Genomic DNA, 18,066 nt, shown 5'->3' on the forward strand with positions numbered 1-18,066 from the left:
CTCATACTTCCCGCACAACGCAAAAAGGGGTGGATCGAAACCGCTCGATCCACCCCAGACGATCCCCGAGTCGGGAGCAGGAAAAGCTACTCCGCGACGGGAACGATGCTCACGGCCCGGCGGCCGCGCTTGACTCCGAACTGCACGTGGCCGGCGGCCAGCGCGAACAGCGTGTCATCGCCACCACGGCCGACGTTGTCGCCGGGGTGGAAGTGGGTGCCACGCTGGCGGACGATGATCTCGCCCGCGTTGACCAGCTGGCCACCGAAACGCTTGACGCCCAGGCGCTGAGCGTTGGAGTCACGGCCGTTCCGGGTGGACGACGCGCCCTTCTTGTGTGCCATCTCTCAAACTCCCGATCAGGCCTGGTCGATACCGGTGATCTTCACCTGGGTGTACCGCTGGCGGTGACCCTGGCGCTTCTTGTAACCGGTCTTGTTCTTGTACTTGAGAATGCGGATCTTCGGGCCCTTGGTCTCGCCGAGAATCTCGGCGCTGACCATGAACTTGCCCGCCTCGGTCGTCACGTCGCCATCGTTGACGACGAGCACCGTCGGCAGCGAAACCGAAGAGCCGACCTCGCCGGCGACCTTGTCCACCTCGAGGACGTCACCGACGGAGACCTTCTGCTGCCTGCCGCCGCAACGAACGATCGCGTACACCGCGGAACCCTTCTACTGACTCGCTGTTGCACGACCATCCCCCAAGGGGACGGCCGCCGAATGCTGCGCCTGTCATTCGGTTCTGTCTGGAACCGACGATCCGAGTAGGCGCGCCAACAGGGCACGTCACCTGACGCACCGATTCACCAGGGTACCGGATTAACGGTCCCCTAGGCGAACCGGACGGATCGTCGGACATCCGTCGAGGGCTACTCGGCGGACTTGGCTCGGCGGGAGCGTCGCCGCCCCCTGCCAGAAGTCTGACCGGCTTGGTCGTCCTCAGTCGGGACGTCTTCAAGCGCACCGGTCACCGTATCACGACCGGCGGAGTCCTTGGCCGCGGAAACCTTGTCCGAGACCGCCTTCTCGACGGCCATCTTCCCCTGCGTGCCGCGCGGCTCCGGCTTGGTCTCGACCGGCTCCGTGGACACCAGCACGCCACGCCCGTTGCAGCACTCACACGGCGTCGAGAATGCCTCCAGGAGGCCCTGACCGACCCGCTTACGCGTCATCTGGACCAGGCCCAGCGAGGTGACCTCGGCCACCTGGTGCTTCGTCCTGTCGCGCGCCAGGCACTCCAGGAGCCGCCGCAGCACCAGATCGCGGTTCGACTCCAGCACCATGTCAATGAAGTCGATCACGATGATGCCGCCGATGTCGCGCAGCCGGAGCTGGCGCACGATCTCCTCGGCCGCCTCCAGGTTGTTCCTGGTGACGGTCTCCTCGAGGTTGCCGCCCTGGCCGGTGAACTTGCCGGTGTTGACGTCGACGACGGTCATCGCCTCGGTACGGTCGATCACCAGCGAGCCACCGCTCGGCAGCCACACCTTGCGATCGAGCGCCTTGCCCAGCTGCTCGTCGATCCGGTACGACTCGAAGACGTCGCCGCCCTGCTCCCCGTCCCACTTCGACAGCCGCTCGCCCAGGTGCGGCGCGACATACTTGACGTAGTCGTCGACCGTGTCCCATGCCTCGTCGCCCTGCACGACCAGCGAGGTGAAGTCCTCGTTGAAGACGTCACGCACGACCCTGATCGTCAGGTCGGGCTCCGCGGACAGCAGCTCGGGGGGGCTGGCCGACTTGGCCTTCTTCTGGATGCTCTCCCACTGGGCGGACAGCCGGGCCACGTCGCGGGCCAGCTCGTCCTCGGAGGCGCCCTCGGCCGCCGTACGCACGATCACACCGGCGTTCTCCGGCATGACCTTCTTCAGGATGCTCTTGAGCCGCGTGCGCTCCTTGTCGGGCAGCTTGCGGCTGATGCCGGTCATCGACCCGTCCGGCACGTACACGAGGTAGCGCCCGGGCAGGCTGATCTGCGACGTGAGCCGCGCGCCCTTGTGCCCGATCGGGTCCTTCGTGACCTGTACGAGCACCGACTGACCCGACTTCAGCGCCGACTCGATCCGCTTCGGCTGCCCTTCCATGCCGGCGGTGTCGAAGTTGACCTCGCCGGCGTACAACACGGCGTTCCTGCCCTTGCCGATGTCCACGAACGCCGCCTCCATCGAGGGCAGCACGTTCTGCACCTTGCCGAGGTAGACGTTGCCCACGTAGGACTGGCTGGCCTCGCGGTTGACGTAGTGCTCGACGAGCACGCCGTCCTCCAGCACCGCGATCTGCGTACGGTCGCCCTGCCTGCGCACCACCATCATCCGGTCGACGGACTCGCGGCGGGCCAGGAACTCCGACTCCGTGATGATCGGCGGCCGCCTGCGGCCCAGCTCACGGCCCTCGCGGCGGCGCTGCTTCTTGGCCTCCAGCCTGGTGGAGCCGCGCACGCTCTGCACGCCGTCGGTGGCGGTGTCGAGCGACGCCGTACGGCCCGAGCGGGGCGCGCGGATGCGTACCACCGTGTTCGGCGGGTCGTCGCTGGCCGGCTCGGGGCTCTCGTCGGAACCCCTGCGGCGACGGCGACGGCGGCGGCGCGAGGTGGAGGCCTCGTCTTCCTGGGCCTCCTCGCCCTGCTCCTCGTCGGTCTCCTCTTCGGTTTCCTCGCTGTCCTCGGCCTCGTCGCGCTCGCGGGCCTTGCCCCGGCCCCGGCCGCCACGGCGGCGCCGGCGGCGCCTGCCGCCGGCTTCCTCCTCCTGCTCCTCGGAGGTGTCGACGTCGGCCTCTTCCTCGGTCACGGCCTCTTCTGCCACGTCCTCCGCCTCGGCGGGCGGCGCGGCAGCGGGCTGCGGCTCGGGCCGCCTGACCGCGGCGGGCTTGGCCTGGCTCGGGTCGGGCGCCTGGAACAGCGGCGTGAAGATCGCCGCCGGCCGCTGGAACGCGGTGCCACCCGGCTCGTCCTGCGTGCGTACCGCGAACCCGAACGGGTCGGCGAGCAGACTCGGCCGCACAAGCTCCTCGTCGAGGTCCTCGCCCGCGGGCTCGTCATCGAGCGGCTCGTCCTCGGGCAGGATCTCGATGATGTCCTCTTCGTCCTCAAAGGCCTCCACGCCACCGGCAGCCGCCACAGCCCCAGCAGCGACAACCGCGGCCTGGACGTCGCGGGCAGCCGCCTCGGCTTCGGAAAGGTCCGCCTCCGCACCCTTCGGCCCTTCGGCATCCGGAGCCGCTGTGTCCGCGCCGGAGGCCGCGCGCGCCGCAGCGCCGCGACCTGCCCGTGTCCTCGTGCGCCCGGCCCGCGGGGCCTCCACGTCACCAGCGGCCTGGCCGGCCTGGGCGTCCGCCTGCACCGCCGCAGGCGCAGCGGCCGCCACGTCACCGGCATCAGCCCCGGCGACCGCCTCCTCGACGGCGGCGGGAGCCACGGCCTCTTCCGGCTCGGCCTTCTTGCGCGTGGTCCTGCGCCGCTTCACGGGCGCCGCCTCGGCAGCGGCCTCATCGGGCGCAGCAGCCTCCGGGAGCGCTCCCGCCTCGTCCGGCACGGCATCGGCGACCTTCTTCGTGGTACGCCGCCGCGGCGTCGTCGCGGTGGACCGCGTCCTCGGGGCTCTCTTGGGCTTCTCCTCGGCCTCGGCGACGGCATCGGCCAAGACGCCTTCGACCGGGCTCTCGACCTGGGCACCAGCCGGGGCTGCCGCGCCGCCGGTCGTACCGGCGCCGGCGGCGCCCTTCGCGGCCTCAGCGGCCGCGACGATGCCAGGATCAGGCTCACCGGCAGCACGCTGTGCGACGGCGCGCTGCACCGGCGCGCCTTCCGCGACAGACGGCGCGGCCTGCGCAGCAGGAACGGTGACCGGAACGGACGCCGGCTCCTCAGGCTCCGGCGGCGGACCCGCCGGACGGCTGGCGGAACGGCGACGTGCGGTCACCTTGGTCTGTTCAGTTGTTTCCCCGTCAGGGCCAGTGGCCCCGACGTTGGGCTCGTTGTCGAGCATGCGGGCGCTCTCCCGTCAGCTCCCGGGCGCGTCGCCGCGCCGCGCAGGAGCCCTCGTGTCTCAGTTGTCCGCCAGCGCCTCCGTGACGGAGGCACCGGCGCCAAGTCCTGTCAGCGGTCGTGCCCGGCTCACGCTGGGCGCGTCCTTAACCGGCGACGTGCTCGCCCGCCGGTCCCGCCTCGCCGCCGCGCGTCTTGTCGCGGTCCAGGTCGAGCGGGTCGGCAAGCGCACCAGTGCTGGCGTCGAGCGGCCCCTGCGCCAGCCTGGTCACCTCGGGGGGAACCGGCGGCGCGAAGTCGGCCACAAGGCGCAGCCCTGTAAGCACATCGTCGGGTCGAACGGCAGGCGTCATGTGCCGAACAACCATGCGCAGTATGACACACGGTCCTCCGGGTACCTGAGCTGCAATTCTGTCTGTTCCTTCGGACACCGTCAGCCCCAGGACGGCCTCTCGCGCGTCGAAGCGACGGGGGCCCTTCTTGGTGAGGCGCTCGACCTCCACAGTGCCCGCCGCGAGAAACTTCTCCGCCGCCACCTCGGCGAGCTCGCGATCGGCACCAGGCAGCCGCACCTCCCAGTCGGAGACCTCCAACCGGTCGGCCAGTCCGCCCTGACCCGCCTCCACGACGTCGAGCACATCGAGCCCCGGCGGCAGCGACGCGTCCAGACCGGACCTGATCTGCTCAGGGTCGCACGGCGTGGTGACACCGATCTCGAGGTATTCGGCTTCGCTGGCGACGCCGGTCGGCGCCGCGCCCGCGTAGGAGATCTTCGGGTGGGGCGAGAAGCCCGCGCTGAAGGCCACCGGAATACCGGCACGGCGAACCGCCCTCTCGACGGCCCGCGAGATGTCGCGGTGGCTGGTGAAGCGCAGACGGCCGCGCTTGGCGTAACGCACACGTAGGCGCTGCACCGTGGGCGCGGGCGGGGGCCCTTCGGGAACAGGTTTCAGAGCTTGTCGTCCTTCCCTTGTAAGAGTTCCTTCGTCCCAGGATAAGCCGCCCCGGCGTATGTACGTGTACGCCGAGGCACGGCTCGCCCACTGAGCGCGCTAGACCACCGTAAGAGGAAGGAGTTTTCGCCCTGTAGGGCCGATTTGAATTTCTGTGCCCATGGTCGGGCAGACGCCACAGTCGTAGCACGGAGTCCAGCGGCAGTCCTCGACCTCACCGCCGGAGACGGCCTCCTGCCAGTCCTGCCACAACCATTCACGGTCAAGCCCGGCGTCGAGGTGGTCCCACGGCAGGACCTCGTTCTCCTCCCGCTCGCGCGTGGTGTACCAGTCCACGTCGACGCCGGCCTTCTCGGCGGCCGCCATCCAGCGCTCGTAGGAGAAGTGCTCGCTCCAGCCGTCGAATCTGCCGCCGTCCTCCCAGACGGCGCGGATCACGGCCCCGACCCGGCGGTCACCACGGGACAGCAGGCCCTCCACGATCGAGGGTTTGCCGTCGTGGTAGCGGTAGCCGATGGCCCGGCCGTACGCCTTGTCGCTCCTGAGCGCGTCGCGCAGCGCCCTGAGCCGCCGGTCGACGGTCTCGTGGTCGGCCTGCCCGGCCCACTGGAACGGTGTGTGCGGCTTGGGCACGAAACCGCCGATGGAGACCGTGCAGCGGATGTCGCGGCTGCCGGTGGCCTCCCGGCCCGCCTTGATGACCTTCTTGGCCAGGTCGGCGATGCCGAGCACGTCCTCGTCGGTCTCGGTGGGCAGGCCGCACATGAAGTAGAGCTTGACCTGCCGCCACCCTTGCGAGTAGGCCGTGGTGACGGTGCGGATCAGGTCTTCCTCGGTGACCATCTTGTTGATCACCTTGCGCATGCGCTCCGAGCCGCCCTCGGGCGCGAACGTCAGGCCCGAGCGCCTGCCGTTCCTGGAGAACTCGTTGGCCAGGTCGATGTTGAACGCGTCCACCCTGGTCGACGGCAACGACAGCGAGGTGTTGGTGCCCTCGTATCGGTCGGCCAGGCCCTTGGCGACGTCGCCGATCTCGGAGTGGTCGGCCGACGACAGCGACAGCAGACCGACTTCGTTGAAGCCGGACTCCTTGATGCCGTTTTCCACCATCGCGCCGATCGTGGTGATCGACCGCTCGCGCACCGGACGCGTGATCATGCCCGCCTGACAGAACCGGCACCCGCGGGTGCAGCCGCGGAAGATCTCCACGCTGAACCGCTCGTGCACCGTCTCCGCCAGCGGGACCAGCGGCTTCTTCGGATAGGGCCACTCGTCCAGGTCCATCACGGTGTGCTTGTGCACCCGCCACGGCACGTCGGCCCTGTTGGGTGCGACGCGCTGGATGCGCCCGTCCGGGTGGTAGTCGACGTCGTAGAACTTGGGCACGTAGACGCCGCCGGACTCGGCGAGCCGCATCAGCAGCTCGTCCCGCCCGCCGGGCCGGCCCTCGGCCTTCCACTCGCGGATGACCTCGGTGACGGCGATGGCAATCTGCTCGCCGTCGCCGAGCACGGCCGCGTCGAGGAAGTCGGCGATCGGCTCGGGGTTGAAGGCCGCGTGGCCGCCCGCGAGCACGATCGGGTCGTCCTCGCCCCGGTCCACCGCATGCAGCGGGATGCCGGCCAGGTCGAGGGCGGTCAGCATGTTGGTGTAGCCGAGCTCGGTGGAGAACGACACCCCGAGCACGTCGAAGGCGCGCACCGGTCGGTGCGCGTCCACGGTGAACTGCGGGACGCCCTCGGCCCGCATGAGCGCCTCGAGGTCCGGCCACACCGCGTAGGTGCGCTCGGCCAGGGTCGCCGGCAGCTCGTTGAGGATCTCGTAGAGGATCGCCACGCCCTGGTTGGGCAGCCCGACCTCGTAGGCATCCGGGTACATCAACGCCCACCGCACGTCGGCGGTGTCCCAGTCCTTGACGGTCGAGTTGAGCTCACCCCCGACATACTGGATCGGCTTCTGCACCTTGGGCAGCAGCGCTTCCAGGCGAGGAAAAATCGACTCGACAGGCATACCGTCCAGGGTAGCGGCGGTCAGACAGTGGCAGGTCCGGGGTCGCTGAGAAATCGGCCGAGCGGACCACCGCCACGACATGTACCGGTCACCACCGAAGGACGGGTCAGACGGTGGCCGGGCCGGGAATGTCGATGTCTTTACCGCTGAGTACCAGGATGTGGTGCCCTTCGTAGCAGGTCAGCTCCACGGCGATCACGCCGCTTTCCAGATTGTGCACGGCGACGACGTGGTTGGCAGGCAGCAGAAAGCGGTCCTCGCACTCGTCGCAATAGCCCAGGAACATACTTCTCATTAAAACGGACCGCGTACCTTGATGGCTTGCAGCAGCCCTATCGCAATAAGATTCGCGAATGTCGCGGTCCCGCCATATGACACGAACGGCAGCGGCAGCCCGGTGATCGGCATGATCCCGATCGTCATTCCGACATTGATGAACGTCTGGAACGCGAACCAGCACACGATCGTCCCCGCGACCAGGGTCCCGAACCGGTCCTCGCACTTCCTCGCGATCTTCAGCCCGCGCACCAGCACCACGCCGAGCAGCAACACGACCGTGACCGACCCCAGGAACCCGAACTCCTCGCCCGCGACCGTGAAGATGAAGTCGGTGTGCTGCTCGGGCACGAACCTGCCGGTCGTCTGCCCGCCGCCGAGCAGCCCCTTGCCCAGCAGTTGCCCGGAGCCGATCGCGATCAGTGACTGCGTGCTGTTGTAGCCGACCCCGCGCGGATCGACGCTCGGATCGACGAACGCGGTGAACCGCGCCACCTGATAAGGCTCCAGCATCTGGAAATGGAACACCGCGAAAACCCCGGCGGCGGCCACCATCGTCATCGCGACGATCACCCGCTTGCGCACGCCGCCGATGATCAGCCCGGCCGCCGTGATCACGGCCAGCACCATGGCCGTGCCGAGGTCGGGCTGGAGCATCACCATGCCCATCGTGATCACCGCAGCGATGATCGCCAGCACGACGTCGAGGACGCGCGGCCGATCCGTGCCCTCGGCCGGCTGCGCCAGCAGCATCGCGATGATCAGCACCAGCCCCACTTTGGCGAACTCCGACGGCTGCACCGCGAATCCCCCGCCCAGCAGGATCCACGAATGCGACCCGTTGATCGTCGCCCCCAGAGGCGTGAGCACCAGCCCCAACCCCACCAGCGACACCAGGAACACCAGCGGCGCGTACGCCCGCATCGCCCGGTGGTCGACCGTGGCCACCACCGCGCACAGCACCATCCCGATGACCTCGTTGAGCAGGTGCTTCTTCACCAGCCCCGTGGATCCGGGCGCCCAGGTCCTGGTGGAGGACCACACGAGCAGCGTGCCGATCACGCACAACCCGGCCACCGCGACCAGCATCAGCCCGTCGAGCCTGCGTACCGTCGAGTTCTCGTGCGCCATGCGCCGCAGGAGCGAGGGCCGCCGGACGACGGCGGTACGGGCGGTCATCCCGGGACCACCGTCCCGTCCGGCCTGAACGTCGGCAGCTTCGTCGTCAGCTTCCCGCCGGGTACGGCCGCAGGCCGCTTGATGCCATAAATGCCCTCATAAATCTCCCGTACCGCCGGGGCCGCGGTCTGCGCGCCCATCCCGCCCTGGGAGACCATGACGACCACCACGTACTGCGGGTTCTTCGTCGGCGCGAACGAGGCGAACCACGAGGTGTCCTTCTTGCCCCATACCTCGGCGGTGCCGGTCTTGCCGCCGATGCGCACTTTGTTCATCGGGAACCCGGCGAACGCCCCCGCCGCGGTGCCGTCCTGGGCCACCTGGCTCAGCGCGTTCTTGATGTAGTGCCGCTCCTTCTCGCTGAGCGGCAGCTTGCCCACGACCGGCACGGGGAAGGTCCTGACCACCGTGCCGTCGGGCCGCACCTGCGCCCATCCGATGCGCGGGCTGCGGAGCTTCCCGTCGCTCACCAGCGCCATGTACGCCCTGGCCAGCTGCATCGGCGTGACCAGCACGTCGCCCTGGCCGATGGAGAAGTTGGCCGAGTCACCCGGCCGCAGCAGGAAACCCTCGGTGCAGTTCTCCAGCGCCAGCCGCTTGAGGAACTCCGCCCGCGCGCGGTCCTTCACCTCCGGATATCCCTTGCGGGACCGCTCGCAGTTGATCGCGCTGGTCTGGTTCCACAGGTCCCTCTTCCAGGCCCGGTCGGGAATGCGGCCTGCGGACTCGCCGGGCAGGTCCACGCCGGTCGGGCTGCCGAACCCGAACGACCTGGCCATGTTGGCGAACACCTCCTTCGGTTTCCGCTTCGGTTGCCGCCCGCCGTCCTTGAGATACTGCTCGTACGCGGCCCGGTAGAAGATCGTGTCGCACGATTTGACCAGCGCCGTGTGCAGGGTGAGCGTGCCCAGCCCGATGCCGCGGAAGTTGTTGAAGGCCCGGCCGCCCACCGTGTACGAGCCCGGGCAGCCGTAGGTGCCGTTGAGCGGATAGCCGGCCCGCAACATCGCCGCGACTGAGGAGATCTTGAACGTGGAGCCCGGCGCGAACTGGCCGTTGATCGCCCGCGACACCAGCGGCTTGCCCGACTTCTCCGACAGCAGCCACTGGTAACCACGGGCCGAGATCCCACCACCCCAGATCGCCGGGTCGTACCCGGGCGCGCTGGCCAGCGCCACCACCCGCCCCGTACGCGCGTCCAGCACCACCCCGGCGCCGCCGTCGGCCCCGGGCGCGCCCTTCATGGCCTTGTTCAGCGCGTTCTCGGTGATGGTCTGAATCCGCGAATCGATGCTGGTCACCAGGTGATCGCCGGGGACGGGCGTCACCTGCGCCTCCACCCCGAGCGCCTTGCCCATCCGGTCCACCTGGACCCTGCGCAGCCCCGACTTGCCGCGCAGCGCGTCGTCGTAGACGTATTCGAGCCCATCGCGCCCGGCGAGGTCCACACCCGAGAAACTCGCCTTGAGCCCTTCGCGTTTCTCGAGCTCCTGCTCGGTCACCGGCTGCAGGTAGCCGAGCATCTGAGCGCCCGCCCGGCCGCCGGGGTACTGCCGGACCGAGTGGATCTCCGCGGTCACCCCGGGAAACTCCTCCTGCCGTTCCAGGATCTGCAGCGCTTTACGTGGGTCGACCTTCTCGTCCAGCGGGACCGGCTGGTACGGCGACCCCGTCCAGCACGGCTTGCCCACCCCCGGCCCGCAGGGCGTGATCCGCTGCTGCAGGTCCGCGACCGGCCGGCCGAGCACCGCGGACAACTTGCGCAGCACCTTCGCGCCCCCGTCGCGCGTCCGCGACAACCTGGCACGGTCCACGGACACGACGAGCGCGGTCTTGTTGCGCACCAGCGGCCGTCCCGACGAGTCGAGGATCTGCCCGCGCACGGCCGGCACGATCACGGTCCGGGTCCTGGTCTCCGTCGCTCGCGTCACGAACTCGTGCCCGCGTACCACCTGCACCTGCCACAGGCGCACGGCCAGCACGACGAGCAGCGCCAGCACCAGCACGTGCAGCACCAGCAGGCGGGATCGCATTCTGATCATGTCGAGTACCTCGGGTGTCTGCCTCGCGTGGTCAGCCAGATCACGATCGGGGACACGAGCAGCGTGTACGTCACCGTGACCGGCACCTGCTCGATCAGCGTGGACATGGTCACCCGGGGATCGGAGATCAGCATGCCGACGCCCCCGGCCAGCAACGGCGCCAGCAGCACGCACAACACCACGGTCGTCGCCGGCCCGCCCGCGCCACGCCCGGCGATGTAGCCGATGAGGGCGAGCACGAACGCGTACTGTCCCACCAGGTGCGCGGTCGGGGGCATGATGTCGACCAGCAGCCCGGCGAAGAACCCGAGCACGGCCCCCGACGCGGCCCCGCGCGACAGCGCGGCGCCGACGACCGCCAGCAGCACCAGGTCAGGCGCGCCCCCGGCCGGCAGCGGCACCCGATTGACCAGCATGACCTGCGCCAGCAACGCCAGCAGCACGGAGACCCCGCCGATCACCGCGCCCCCTTCCGACCGGCCCTTCCAATCACCGTGCTCCCTCCGGATCGGCACCGCCCGACCACCACGTCCGCCCCGCCCAGACACCGCCGTGTGACCACGACCGCACCGGAGCCGTTCCTTCCCCGCACCGCCACCACTCCGGTCCCGAACAACACGATCGACGTCCCCGGCGCACGCCGCCCCGTCATCGGGACCCCTCCTTGGCGGGCAGCACCGCGTCACGCGGATCCCGCTTGGGCGCCTCCACCACCACACCCACCACGTCGAGCGCCGTCAGGTCCGCATATGGCCGGGCGTACGCGATGCGGGTCAGCTCCCCAGGTGTCGACTCCACCCGCTCGATCACCCCGATGGGCACCCCGGGCACGTACGGCCGCCCGTTCTGGGAGCCGAAACTGACGATGCGCCCGCCCCTGGTCAGCGGCGCCGTCGAGTCGAGGAGCCGGAACTGGACCAGCCGCCCATGCTCTCCCACGCCGTGCACGACCCCGATCTCTCTCCCCCCTTCCAGCCGCGCCCCCGCGGCCGAGGCGGGGTCACTGATCAACACCACCGTCGAGGTGTTGGCACTGACGTGGATCACCCGCCCGACCAGCCCGTCACCATTGAGCACGGTCATCTCCGGCTGCACTCCATCGCTGGTGCCGGCGTCGATCTGGACGGCGTCCTCGAAACCCGGCTGCCCGCGCCTGGCGACCACGTTGGCCGCGACGACCTTGTATCCCCCGGCGCCTGCCAGGCCGAGCAGCGTCTTGAGCTCATGGGAGCGGGCCGCGTCGAGCTTGCCGGTCAGCAGCCCCGTGCGCAGCTTCGCGTTCTCCTCCTTGAGCGCCCGGATGCGCTCCTGGGAGCTCGGCGCGGTCAGGATGGCGTGCACGAACCCGCCGATCGGCCGCACCAGCCCGCCACCGAACTGCTCCGCCGTGCCGAAGACCCACGCCCCGGCCGCGCGCAGCGGGCGCAGCGGCGAGCTCTCGCCGGTGCGGTGGTCGATGGTCAGGATGATCAGGGCCGCCGTCAGCAGCACTCCCAGAATGAGCCGGGCCTGGCGCGAATCTCTCATCAGTGTCGTGACTCCGGCACCAGGACGTCCTGCAGCGCCTCGAAGTCCTCGGCGCACTTGCCCGAGCCGATGGCGACCGAGTCGAGTGCGTTCTCGACGAGGTGCACCGGCATGCCCGTCTCGGCCTTGACCCGCTCCTCCAGTCCCTTGAGCAGGGCGCCCCCGCCGGTGAGCGCGATGCCGCGGTCCATGATGTCGCCGGACAACTCGGGCGGGCACTTGTCGAGCGTGGTCTTCACCGCGTCCACGATGGCGTTGACCGGCTCCTCGATGGCCTTCCTGATCTCCTCGCCGGACACGATGATCGTCTTGGGCAGCCCGCTGACCAGGTCGCGCCCGCGGATCTCCGCGTGCGCCTCCTCGCCGTTGGGGCAGGCCGAGCCGATGGCCATCTTGATCTCCTCGGCGGTGCGCTCGCCGAGCATCAGCGAGAACTCCTTCTTGGCGAACGCGATCACCGCCTGGTCGAGCTCGTCGCCGCCGATCCTGATGGACTGGCTGGTCACCACGCCGCCCATCGAGATGATCGCCACCTCGGTCGTGCCGCCACCGATGTCGACGACCATGTTGCCGGTGGGCTCGTGCACCGGAAGCCCGGCCCCGATGGCGGCGGCCATGGGCTCCTCGACGATGTAGACCTTCCGCGCGCCCGCCTGGTATCCGGCCTCCTTCACCGCACGCTGCTCAACACTGGTGATGCCGCTGGGCACGGCGATGATGATGCGCGGCTTGGCGAGATGCCGGCGCCTGTGCACCCTTTGGATGAAATATCGCAACATGCGCTCGGTCACGTCGAAGTCGGCGATGACGCCGTCCTTGAGCGGTCGGACCGCGATGATGTTGCCGGGCGTACGGCCGATCATCCGCTTGGCCTCGATGCCAACCGCAACGATCTTGCCCGTAGTGGTGTTGATCGCCACGACTGACGGCTCGTTGAGCACGATGCCCCGGCCACGCACGTAGACCAACGTGTTGGCGGTGCCCAGGTCGACCGCCATGTCACGGCCGAGGAACGCGAGCTTGCTGCCCATGGGGAACGGAGCCCTCCGTAACGTCGTCGCGAATGACTACGGATCGAATTCGAATCGTAACGTGACGTACCCACCGATGGGTGCGATCAGGCCCCGCGCCCCTCAAAAATCTCCAGCCGCAACCTCAACCGCAATTTTGCCCGGATTGCACCACAACATCCGAGGAGGCTCTGGAACGCTCCACAAGGCCCGACAACTCACCGGCGATACTGCCCACACCGTACGCGCGCCCACCGACAGGATCCCCGCCCGAGACCCATCGCCGAAAACCCGCGCGCCCGCGCAGCGGGCAGCTGGCGCGGGCGCGGACGGAGCGTGAAACGGCTCAGAAGCGGTCGGGGAAGAAGATCTTGATCTCCCTGGCGGCGGACTCCGGCGAGTCGGAGCCGTGCACGACGTTCTCGCCGATCTCGAGCGCGTGGTCGCCGCGGATCGTGCCGGGCGCCGACTTCACCGGGTCGGTGGCGCCGGCCAGCGCGCGGAAGGCCTCGACGGCGCGCGGGCCCTCGAGCACCATGGCGACGAGCGGCCCCGACGTGATGAACTCGACGAGCTCGCCGAAGAACGGCCGCTCGGCGTGCTCGGCGTAGTGGACCTTGGCGGTGTCGGCGTCGAGGGTGCGCAGGTCCATTGCCACGACCTTGAGGCCCTTGCGCTCCACACGGGCGATCACATCACCGATGAGGCCACGCTTCACCCCGTCGGGCTTGATCAGGACAAGAGTGCGCTCGGACACTTGGAGTTCTCCTTCGAACAGATTGGGGTCGCGGCTTGTCGGCGCCCGGCCTCACCGCGAGAACGCGTCGCGGGGCATGGGGCCGCGCGTCGTCGTAACTGGGCCCTCAGCTTACCGCCCCGCGCCCGTACCCTCGTTTCCTGTGGGGATCGGGGCCGTCTATGGGGATGTGGTGTCCTCAGGCGAATGCCCTTGCGGCGGCACAGCCGGGACCGCTTCCTCGGGCTCGGCCGGCTCGTGGCCGTCACGCCGCGGTTTCGCCTTGTCGAAGGCCCCCTGAGACGGCACCGGCACCACGATCCGCGGAACGATCCCGGTAGGCCCGTCCTCGTCCCCTTCGCCCACGTCCTCCCCACGACGGCCGGAGGGCCCAGCACCCGCGGCCTTCCCTCGTCGACCGGAGGGACCAGCACCCGCGGCCTTCCCTCGTCGACCGGAGGACACAGCGCCCCCGACGTCCTCGTCAGCGCCAGGCTCATGAGTGCCGCCCTCCGCGCCACCATCGGGCACGCTCCCGGCCCCCACTCCGCCGGCAGGCTCGCCGTTCGTGGCATCATGGCCAGCGGCCGCGGACCCGACACGATCCTCTCCGGCCTCCGGCCTCCCACCAGCGGCCGACTCACCACCACCAGCATCAGCCCTCGCGACGTCCCCCCATTTACGTCCGCCGTCACCGCTGGACGGCTCCACGGCCCCTCCGGCAGACCCGGCTCCGACATCGACATGCTGCGAGGAAGTCGCACCATCTCCAACCGACCCCGGCACGCCCGACACGTCTTCGCCGCCGCCACCGGGTCGAGCATCCTCGTGGGCCTCCGAGGTCGGCGGCTCATCCACCTTCTCGTAGCCGGCCCGCCGGGCCATCACGGCCGCGAGCACGATGATTCCCACCATCAGGAAGCCACCGATCAACGCCCACCAGTGCAGCGCGCCAACAAAGCGGTCAACCAGCTCCTGAGCCGATCTCACACCGTCCAGCAGCGCCATCTGCACGCCCGTGCCCAGAAGGAACCCCGCCAGCACCCCGGCGAAGCAGAGCGACAGTCCGAACGCCGCCGTCCCGATGCCCACCTCCTGCAGCGTCGCTGTCAACGCCACAGCCGCCCCCACCGCGAGCAGCGTGAACGGCACCGCCAGCACGAGACCGTCGGCCGACGGCACCACCACCCGCACTGAGCACAGCCCCACCACCATGGACAACAACCCCAGCGGCGCCAGCCACCGCCCGGCCGCACGCGCGAACAGCCGCACCACGACGGACGCGCCGAGCGCCAGCAGCCCCGCGACGCCGTACGGGATCCAGAGCCCACGAAGCCCGGGGCCGCCGAGCCCGCCCATCTCCACCAGCGTGACCTGCGCCGCGCTCGGCACCAGCACGACGCCGACCGCCACCATCGAGTACGCCAACGTCCGGCTCTCCGCGGTGCCGATCGAGGCGAGCGCCAGCAGCCCGACGATCGCCGTGGCCGCCAGCATGATCACGGGGATGGCTCGCCACCCTTCGGTCGCGGTGCTGATCGCCACGACCGCGATGCCTGCCGCGGGCACGGCGGCCAGCAGCAGCCGGCTGCGCTCCCGTACATGCAGGCGGGGCTGGGCCGGACGGCCGAGCAACATCCAAGCGACCAGATAGATCGCCGCCAGGGCCAGCGCCGCCCCCGTCACCAGCGGATACGGCTGCAACGTCACCTTCCAGCTGCTCACCTTGTCGAGCGGCCAGAGCGCGAACGCCTCGGCCGCGAGCAGGCTCAGGCTGAACACGCCCACCCAGAGAGCACGCAGCACCGGCGCTCGGTTCCAGACGGCCGCGAGCGTGGCGGGCATGATGAGTCCGGCGCCGATGCCGCGCAGCACGCGTACGGCTCCGACGACGAGCTCGGAGGCGGCGTACCCGCCTGCCGCGTCGGACAGGGCCACGAGCGCCAACCCGGCGAGCATGAGGTGGGCCGCCTTGACCCGCCGCAGCGCGACGGCCGCGAGCGGAACGGCCAGCATGAGCGCGGGCAGGGCGAGCCCGTGCGTACGCATCAGGCCGACCTGGTCGATGTCGCCGGGCAGCAGCTTGGCGACGACGGAGAGCGTGTTGGGGATCGTGATGATCGCCAATGGCAGCGCGGCCACGACGAGCAGCCCGAGCACCGTGTCGAGCAACCACGGGTGCCTGAGGTCGGCCGGACGAGGCGACCGCTGGATCGGGGGGACGGCCATGTTGGCCGACTTTAGCGGTTAGTAGCGCCCTCGACACGGCGAGCGACGAGAATCGCCGTGATCCATAGTGCCGCGAAGATCGTTCCGAGGAAGAACATGGCCGTCACGAGGAAGCCCGTGCAGATCGCCAGCACCTGTACGACGCTGCCGAGGACGTAGCCGAACGGCCTCTTGAGCAGGCCCGCGGCGACCACGCACAACACGGCCAGCCCGATGCCGACGGTCACGGCCAGCGCGGGAGCGACCCCGCCCACGGCGATCGCCACAGGCGTGATCAGACCCGCCACGATGGCCTCCATGCCGAGGACGGAGGCGCCCAGCCTGCGCATGCCGGGCGTGACCTGGAAGTCCTTCATCCCGAACCACCTGCTCTCGTCACTGTCGTGAATGGCCGGCCATCAGGAACCATCCGCCTTCAGCAGCCGCCGCGCGTCGCCGGCCGTGACGACGGACCCGGTGATGAGCACCCCCGTGCCGCTGAACTCGCCCGCCGCGTCGGCGATGCCGATGCCCTTGTCGATGGCGTCGTCGAGTCTGTCCTCGATGTGCACACGGTCCTCGCCGAAGAGCGGCACGGCCAGCGATGCCAGCTCATCAGGCGACATCGATCGAGGCGAGGAGTTACGCGTGACGACGATCTCGTCGATGAGCGGCTCCAGCAGCTCGAGCAGGGCGTCGACGTCCTTGTCCCCCATGACCGCGACCACGCCGATGACCTTGGCGAAGTCGAACGCCTCGTGCAGCCCCTCCAGGGTGGCCTGCAGGCCACCCGGGTTGTGCGCGGCGTCGATCACCACCGTCGGCGTGCGGCGCACGACCTCCATCCTCCCGGGCGAGGACGCCTGGGCGAACGCCTGCCGTACGAGCTCGGCGTCGAGCGGCTCGTCACCGCCGGTCAGCGCCTCGACGGCGGCCAGCGCGCAGACCGCGTTGCTCGCCTGGTGAGCACCGTAGAGCGGCAGGTAGACCTCTTCGTATACACCCTTGAGCCCGCGCAGCGTGAGCAGCTGCCCGCCGATGGCCACCTCGCGGCTCATCACCCCGAACTCAAGCCCTTCCCTCGCCACGACCGCGCCCACGTCGGCCGCGCGCCGCATCAGCACCTCGGCCGCGGCCAGCTCCTGCTGGGCCAGCACGGTCGTCGTGCCGGGCTTGATGATGCCTGCCTTCTCGGCGGCGATGCTCGGAATGTCCGGCCCCAGCCGGTCGGTGTGATCGAGCGAGATAGGCGTGATGACCGACACCACGCCGTCCGCCACATTGGTGGCATCCCATGATCCGCCCATCCCGGCCTCGACCACCGCGACATCGACGGGGGTGTCGGCGAACGCCGCGAACGCCATCGCAGTCAGCAGCTCGAAGAACTGGATGCGACGTCCCTGCGTGTCGGTCAGCTCTACATAGGGGATGATTTCTTCGTATACCTCGGCGAAGCGCTCCTCGCTCAGCGGCTCCCCGTCCACGGTGATCCGCTCACGCACCGACACCAGGTGAGGGCTGGTGAACCTCCCCACCCGCAGATTGCGCTCCTTGAGCAGCGCCTCGGTGAGCCGTGCCGTACTCGTCTTTCCGTTGGTGCCGGCTATGTGTATGACCGGGTACGCCCGCTGCGGTGAGCCGAGCACATCCAGAAGGGCCGCGATCCTGTCGAGCGTCGGCTCGAAATCCCACTCGACGCCACGCTCCATGATCGCGCGTTCAACCGCACGAAAATCCACAACTCAACCCTACTGACTGCCGGTGGCAGTCCGTACCGCACAACGCAGAAAGGGCCCCGACCATGGCTGGTCGGGGCCCTCCCCATGAACGATTGTCCGGCGGTGACCTACTCTCCCACACCCTCCCGAGTGCAGTACCATCGGCGCAGAGAAGCTTAACTTCCGGGTTCGGAATGTAACCGGGTGTTTCCTTCCCGCCATAACCGCCGTAACCCTGAGAAACAGCACCGTTTGCTGTCTCAGAATTGCGTAGTGGACGCGAGCAAAAAAGAAAGTATGCTTTGTGGTCAAGTCCTCGGCCTATTAGTACCGGTCAGCTCCACACGTTACCGCGCTTCCACCTCCGGCCTATCAACCCCATCGTCTATAGGGGGCCTTACCCCTTCACAGGGTGGGAGACCT

15 protein-coding genes and 2 rRNA genes are annotated in these 18,066 nt (G+C 69.3%); all 17 read right to left on the bottom strand.

The window, feature by feature from the left end; translation table 11 throughout:
• Positions 1–86: 86 nt before the first annotated feature.
• Positions 87–344: a 50S ribosomal protein L27 gene (rpmA, locus tag ETD86_RS29160; protein WP_012893687.1), complete on the bottom strand. Its 258-nt coding sequence runs from the start codon at positions 342–344 to the stop codon at positions 87–89.
• 15 nt (positions 345–359) lie between these two features.
• Positions 360–662, bottom strand: coding sequence for a 50S ribosomal protein L21 (rplU, locus tag ETD86_RS29165; protein ID WP_103963887.1), 303 nt, complete (start codon positions 660–662; stop codon positions 360–362).
• A 209-nt stretch (positions 663–871) separates the two neighbouring features.
• A complete protein-coding gene (locus tag ETD86_RS29170) occupies positions 872–3,364 on the bottom strand; it encodes an Rne/Rng family ribonuclease (protein WP_425465670.1) in 2,493 nt (830 codons plus the stop codon).
• A gap of 766 nt (positions 3,365–4,130) precedes the next feature.
• Entirely contained in the window at positions 4,131–4,883 is a 753-nt protein-coding gene (locus tag ETD86_RS29175; RefSeq protein ID WP_246148379.1) for a TIGR03936 family radical SAM-associated protein, read from the bottom strand.
• 153 nt (positions 4,884–5,036) lie between these two features.
• The gene (locus tag ETD86_RS29180; RefSeq protein WP_138669408.1) at positions 5,037–6,947 is read right to left on the bottom strand and encodes a TIGR03960 family B12-binding radical SAM protein; all 1,911 of its coding nucleotides are present in this window, start codon (positions 6,945–6,947) and stop codon (positions 5,037–5,039) included.
• A 106-nt stretch (positions 6,948–7,053) separates the two neighbouring features.
• A complete protein-coding gene (locus ETD86_RS29185) occupies positions 7,054–7,233 on the bottom strand; it encodes a hypothetical protein (protein WP_138669410.1) in 180 nt (59 codons plus the stop codon).
• An 8-nt stretch (positions 7,234–7,241) separates the two neighbouring features.
• Positions 7,242–8,402: a rod shape-determining protein RodA gene (rodA, locus tag ETD86_RS29190; protein WP_138669412.1), complete on the bottom strand. Its 1,161-nt coding sequence runs from the start codon at positions 8,400–8,402 to the stop codon at positions 7,242–7,244.
• Entirely contained in the window at positions 8,399–10,444 is a 2,046-nt protein-coding gene (gene mrdA, locus ETD86_RS29195) for a penicillin-binding protein 2 (protein WP_138669414.1), read from the bottom strand. Before mrdA ends, rodA begins: the two co-directional genes overlap by 4 nt.
• Complete coding sequence (mreD, locus tag ETD86_RS29200) at positions 10,441–10,905, bottom strand: rod shape-determining protein MreD (protein ID WP_138669416.1); 465 nt, start codon at positions 10,903–10,905, stop codon at positions 10,441–10,443. The genes mrdA and mreD overlap by 4 nt, the downstream gene beginning before the upstream one ends.
• A 187-nt stretch (positions 10,906–11,092) precedes the next feature.
• Positions 11,093–11,971 carry a rod shape-determining protein MreC gene (gene mreC / locus ETD86_RS29205; protein WP_138669418.1) on the bottom strand — a complete coding sequence of 293 codons (879 nt, stop codon included), beginning with the start codon at positions 11,969–11,971 and terminating at the stop codon, positions 11,093–11,095.
• Positions 11,971–13,002, bottom strand: a complete 1,032-nt coding sequence (mreB, locus tag ETD86_RS29210; protein ID WP_138669420.1) for a rod shape-determining protein — start codon at positions 13,000–13,002, stop codon at positions 11,971–11,973. The genes mreC and mreB overlap by 1 nt, the downstream gene beginning before the upstream one ends.
• 325 nt (positions 13,003–13,327) lie before the next feature.
• Positions 13,328–13,738 carry a nucleoside-diphosphate kinase gene (gene ndk, locus ETD86_RS29215; RefSeq protein WP_138669422.1) on the bottom strand — a complete coding sequence of 137 codons (411 nt, stop codon included), beginning with the start codon at positions 13,736–13,738 and terminating at the stop codon, positions 13,328–13,330.
• Between the two features lie 159 nt (positions 13,739–13,897).
• Positions 13,898–15,946, bottom strand: coding sequence for a hypothetical protein (locus ETD86_RS29220; protein WP_138669424.1), 2,049 nt, complete (start codon positions 15,944–15,946; stop codon positions 13,898–13,900).
• An 11-nt stretch (positions 15,947–15,957) separates the two neighbouring features.
• Positions 15,958–16,302, bottom strand: a complete 345-nt coding sequence (locus tag ETD86_RS29225) for a DUF4233 domain-containing protein (RefSeq protein ID WP_138669426.1) — start codon at positions 16,300–16,302, stop codon at positions 15,958–15,960.
• A gap of 42 nt (positions 16,303–16,344) precedes the next feature.
• Positions 16,345–17,634 carry a bifunctional folylpolyglutamate synthase/dihydrofolate synthase gene (locus ETD86_RS29230; protein WP_138669433.1) on the bottom strand — a complete coding sequence of 430 codons (1,290 nt, stop codon included), beginning with the start codon at positions 17,632–17,634 and terminating at the stop codon, positions 16,345–16,347.
• 124 nt (positions 17,635–17,758) lie between these two features.
• A 5S ribosomal RNA gene (rrf, locus tag ETD86_RS29235) occupies positions 17,759–17,875 on the bottom strand.
• 72 nt (positions 17,876–17,947) lie between these two features.
• Positions 17,948–18,066 (bottom strand): 23S ribosomal RNA (locus ETD86_RS29240); the annotation flags it as partial.

It is taken from the genome of Nonomuraea turkmeniaca (assembly GCF_005889735.1).
GTDB classification, from domain to species: Bacteria; Actinomycetota; Actinomycetes; order Streptosporangiales; family Streptosporangiaceae; genus Nonomuraea; species Nonomuraea turkmeniaca.

Bases quoted from the DNA above. Each gene is read 5' to 3' on its own strand.
- rpmA (WP_012893687.1), bottom strand. From the start codon at position 344: ATGGCACACAAGAAGGGCGCGTCGTCCACCCGGAACGGCCGTGACTCC.
- ETD86_RS29180 (WP_138669408.1), bottom strand. From the start codon at position 6,947: ATGCCTGTCGAGTCGATTTTTCCTCGCCTGGAAGCGCTGCTGCCCAAG.
- ETD86_RS29185 (WP_138669410.1), bottom strand. From the start codon at position 7,233: ATGTTCCTGGGCTATTGCGACGAGTGCGAGGACCGCTTTCTGCTGCCT.
- rodA (WP_138669412.1), bottom strand. From the start codon at position 8,402: ATGACCGCCCGTACCGCCGTCGTCCGGCGGCCCTCGCTCCTGCGGCGC.
- mrdA (WP_138669414.1), bottom strand. From the start codon at position 10,444: ATGATCAGAATGCGATCCCGCCTGCTGGTGCTGCACGTGCTGGTGCTG.
- mreC (WP_138669418.1), bottom strand. From the start codon at position 11,971: ATGAGAGATTCGCGCCAGGCCCGGCTCATTCTGGGAGTGCTGCTGACG.
- mreB (WP_138669420.1), bottom strand. From the start codon at position 13,002: ATGGGCAGCAAGCTCGCGTTCCTCGGCCGTGACATGGCGGTCGACCTG.
- ETD86_RS29220 (WP_138669424.1), bottom strand. From the start codon at position 15,946: ATGGCCGTCCCCCCGATCCAGCGGTCGCCTCGTCCGGCCGACCTCAGG.
- ETD86_RS29225 (WP_138669426.1), bottom strand. From the start codon at position 16,302: ATGAAGGACTTCCAGGTCACGCCCGGCATGCGCAGGCTGGGCGCCTCC.
- ETD86_RS29230 (WP_138669433.1), bottom strand. From the start codon at position 17,634: ATGGAGCGTGGCGTCGAGTGGGATTTCGAGCCGACGCTCGACAGGATC.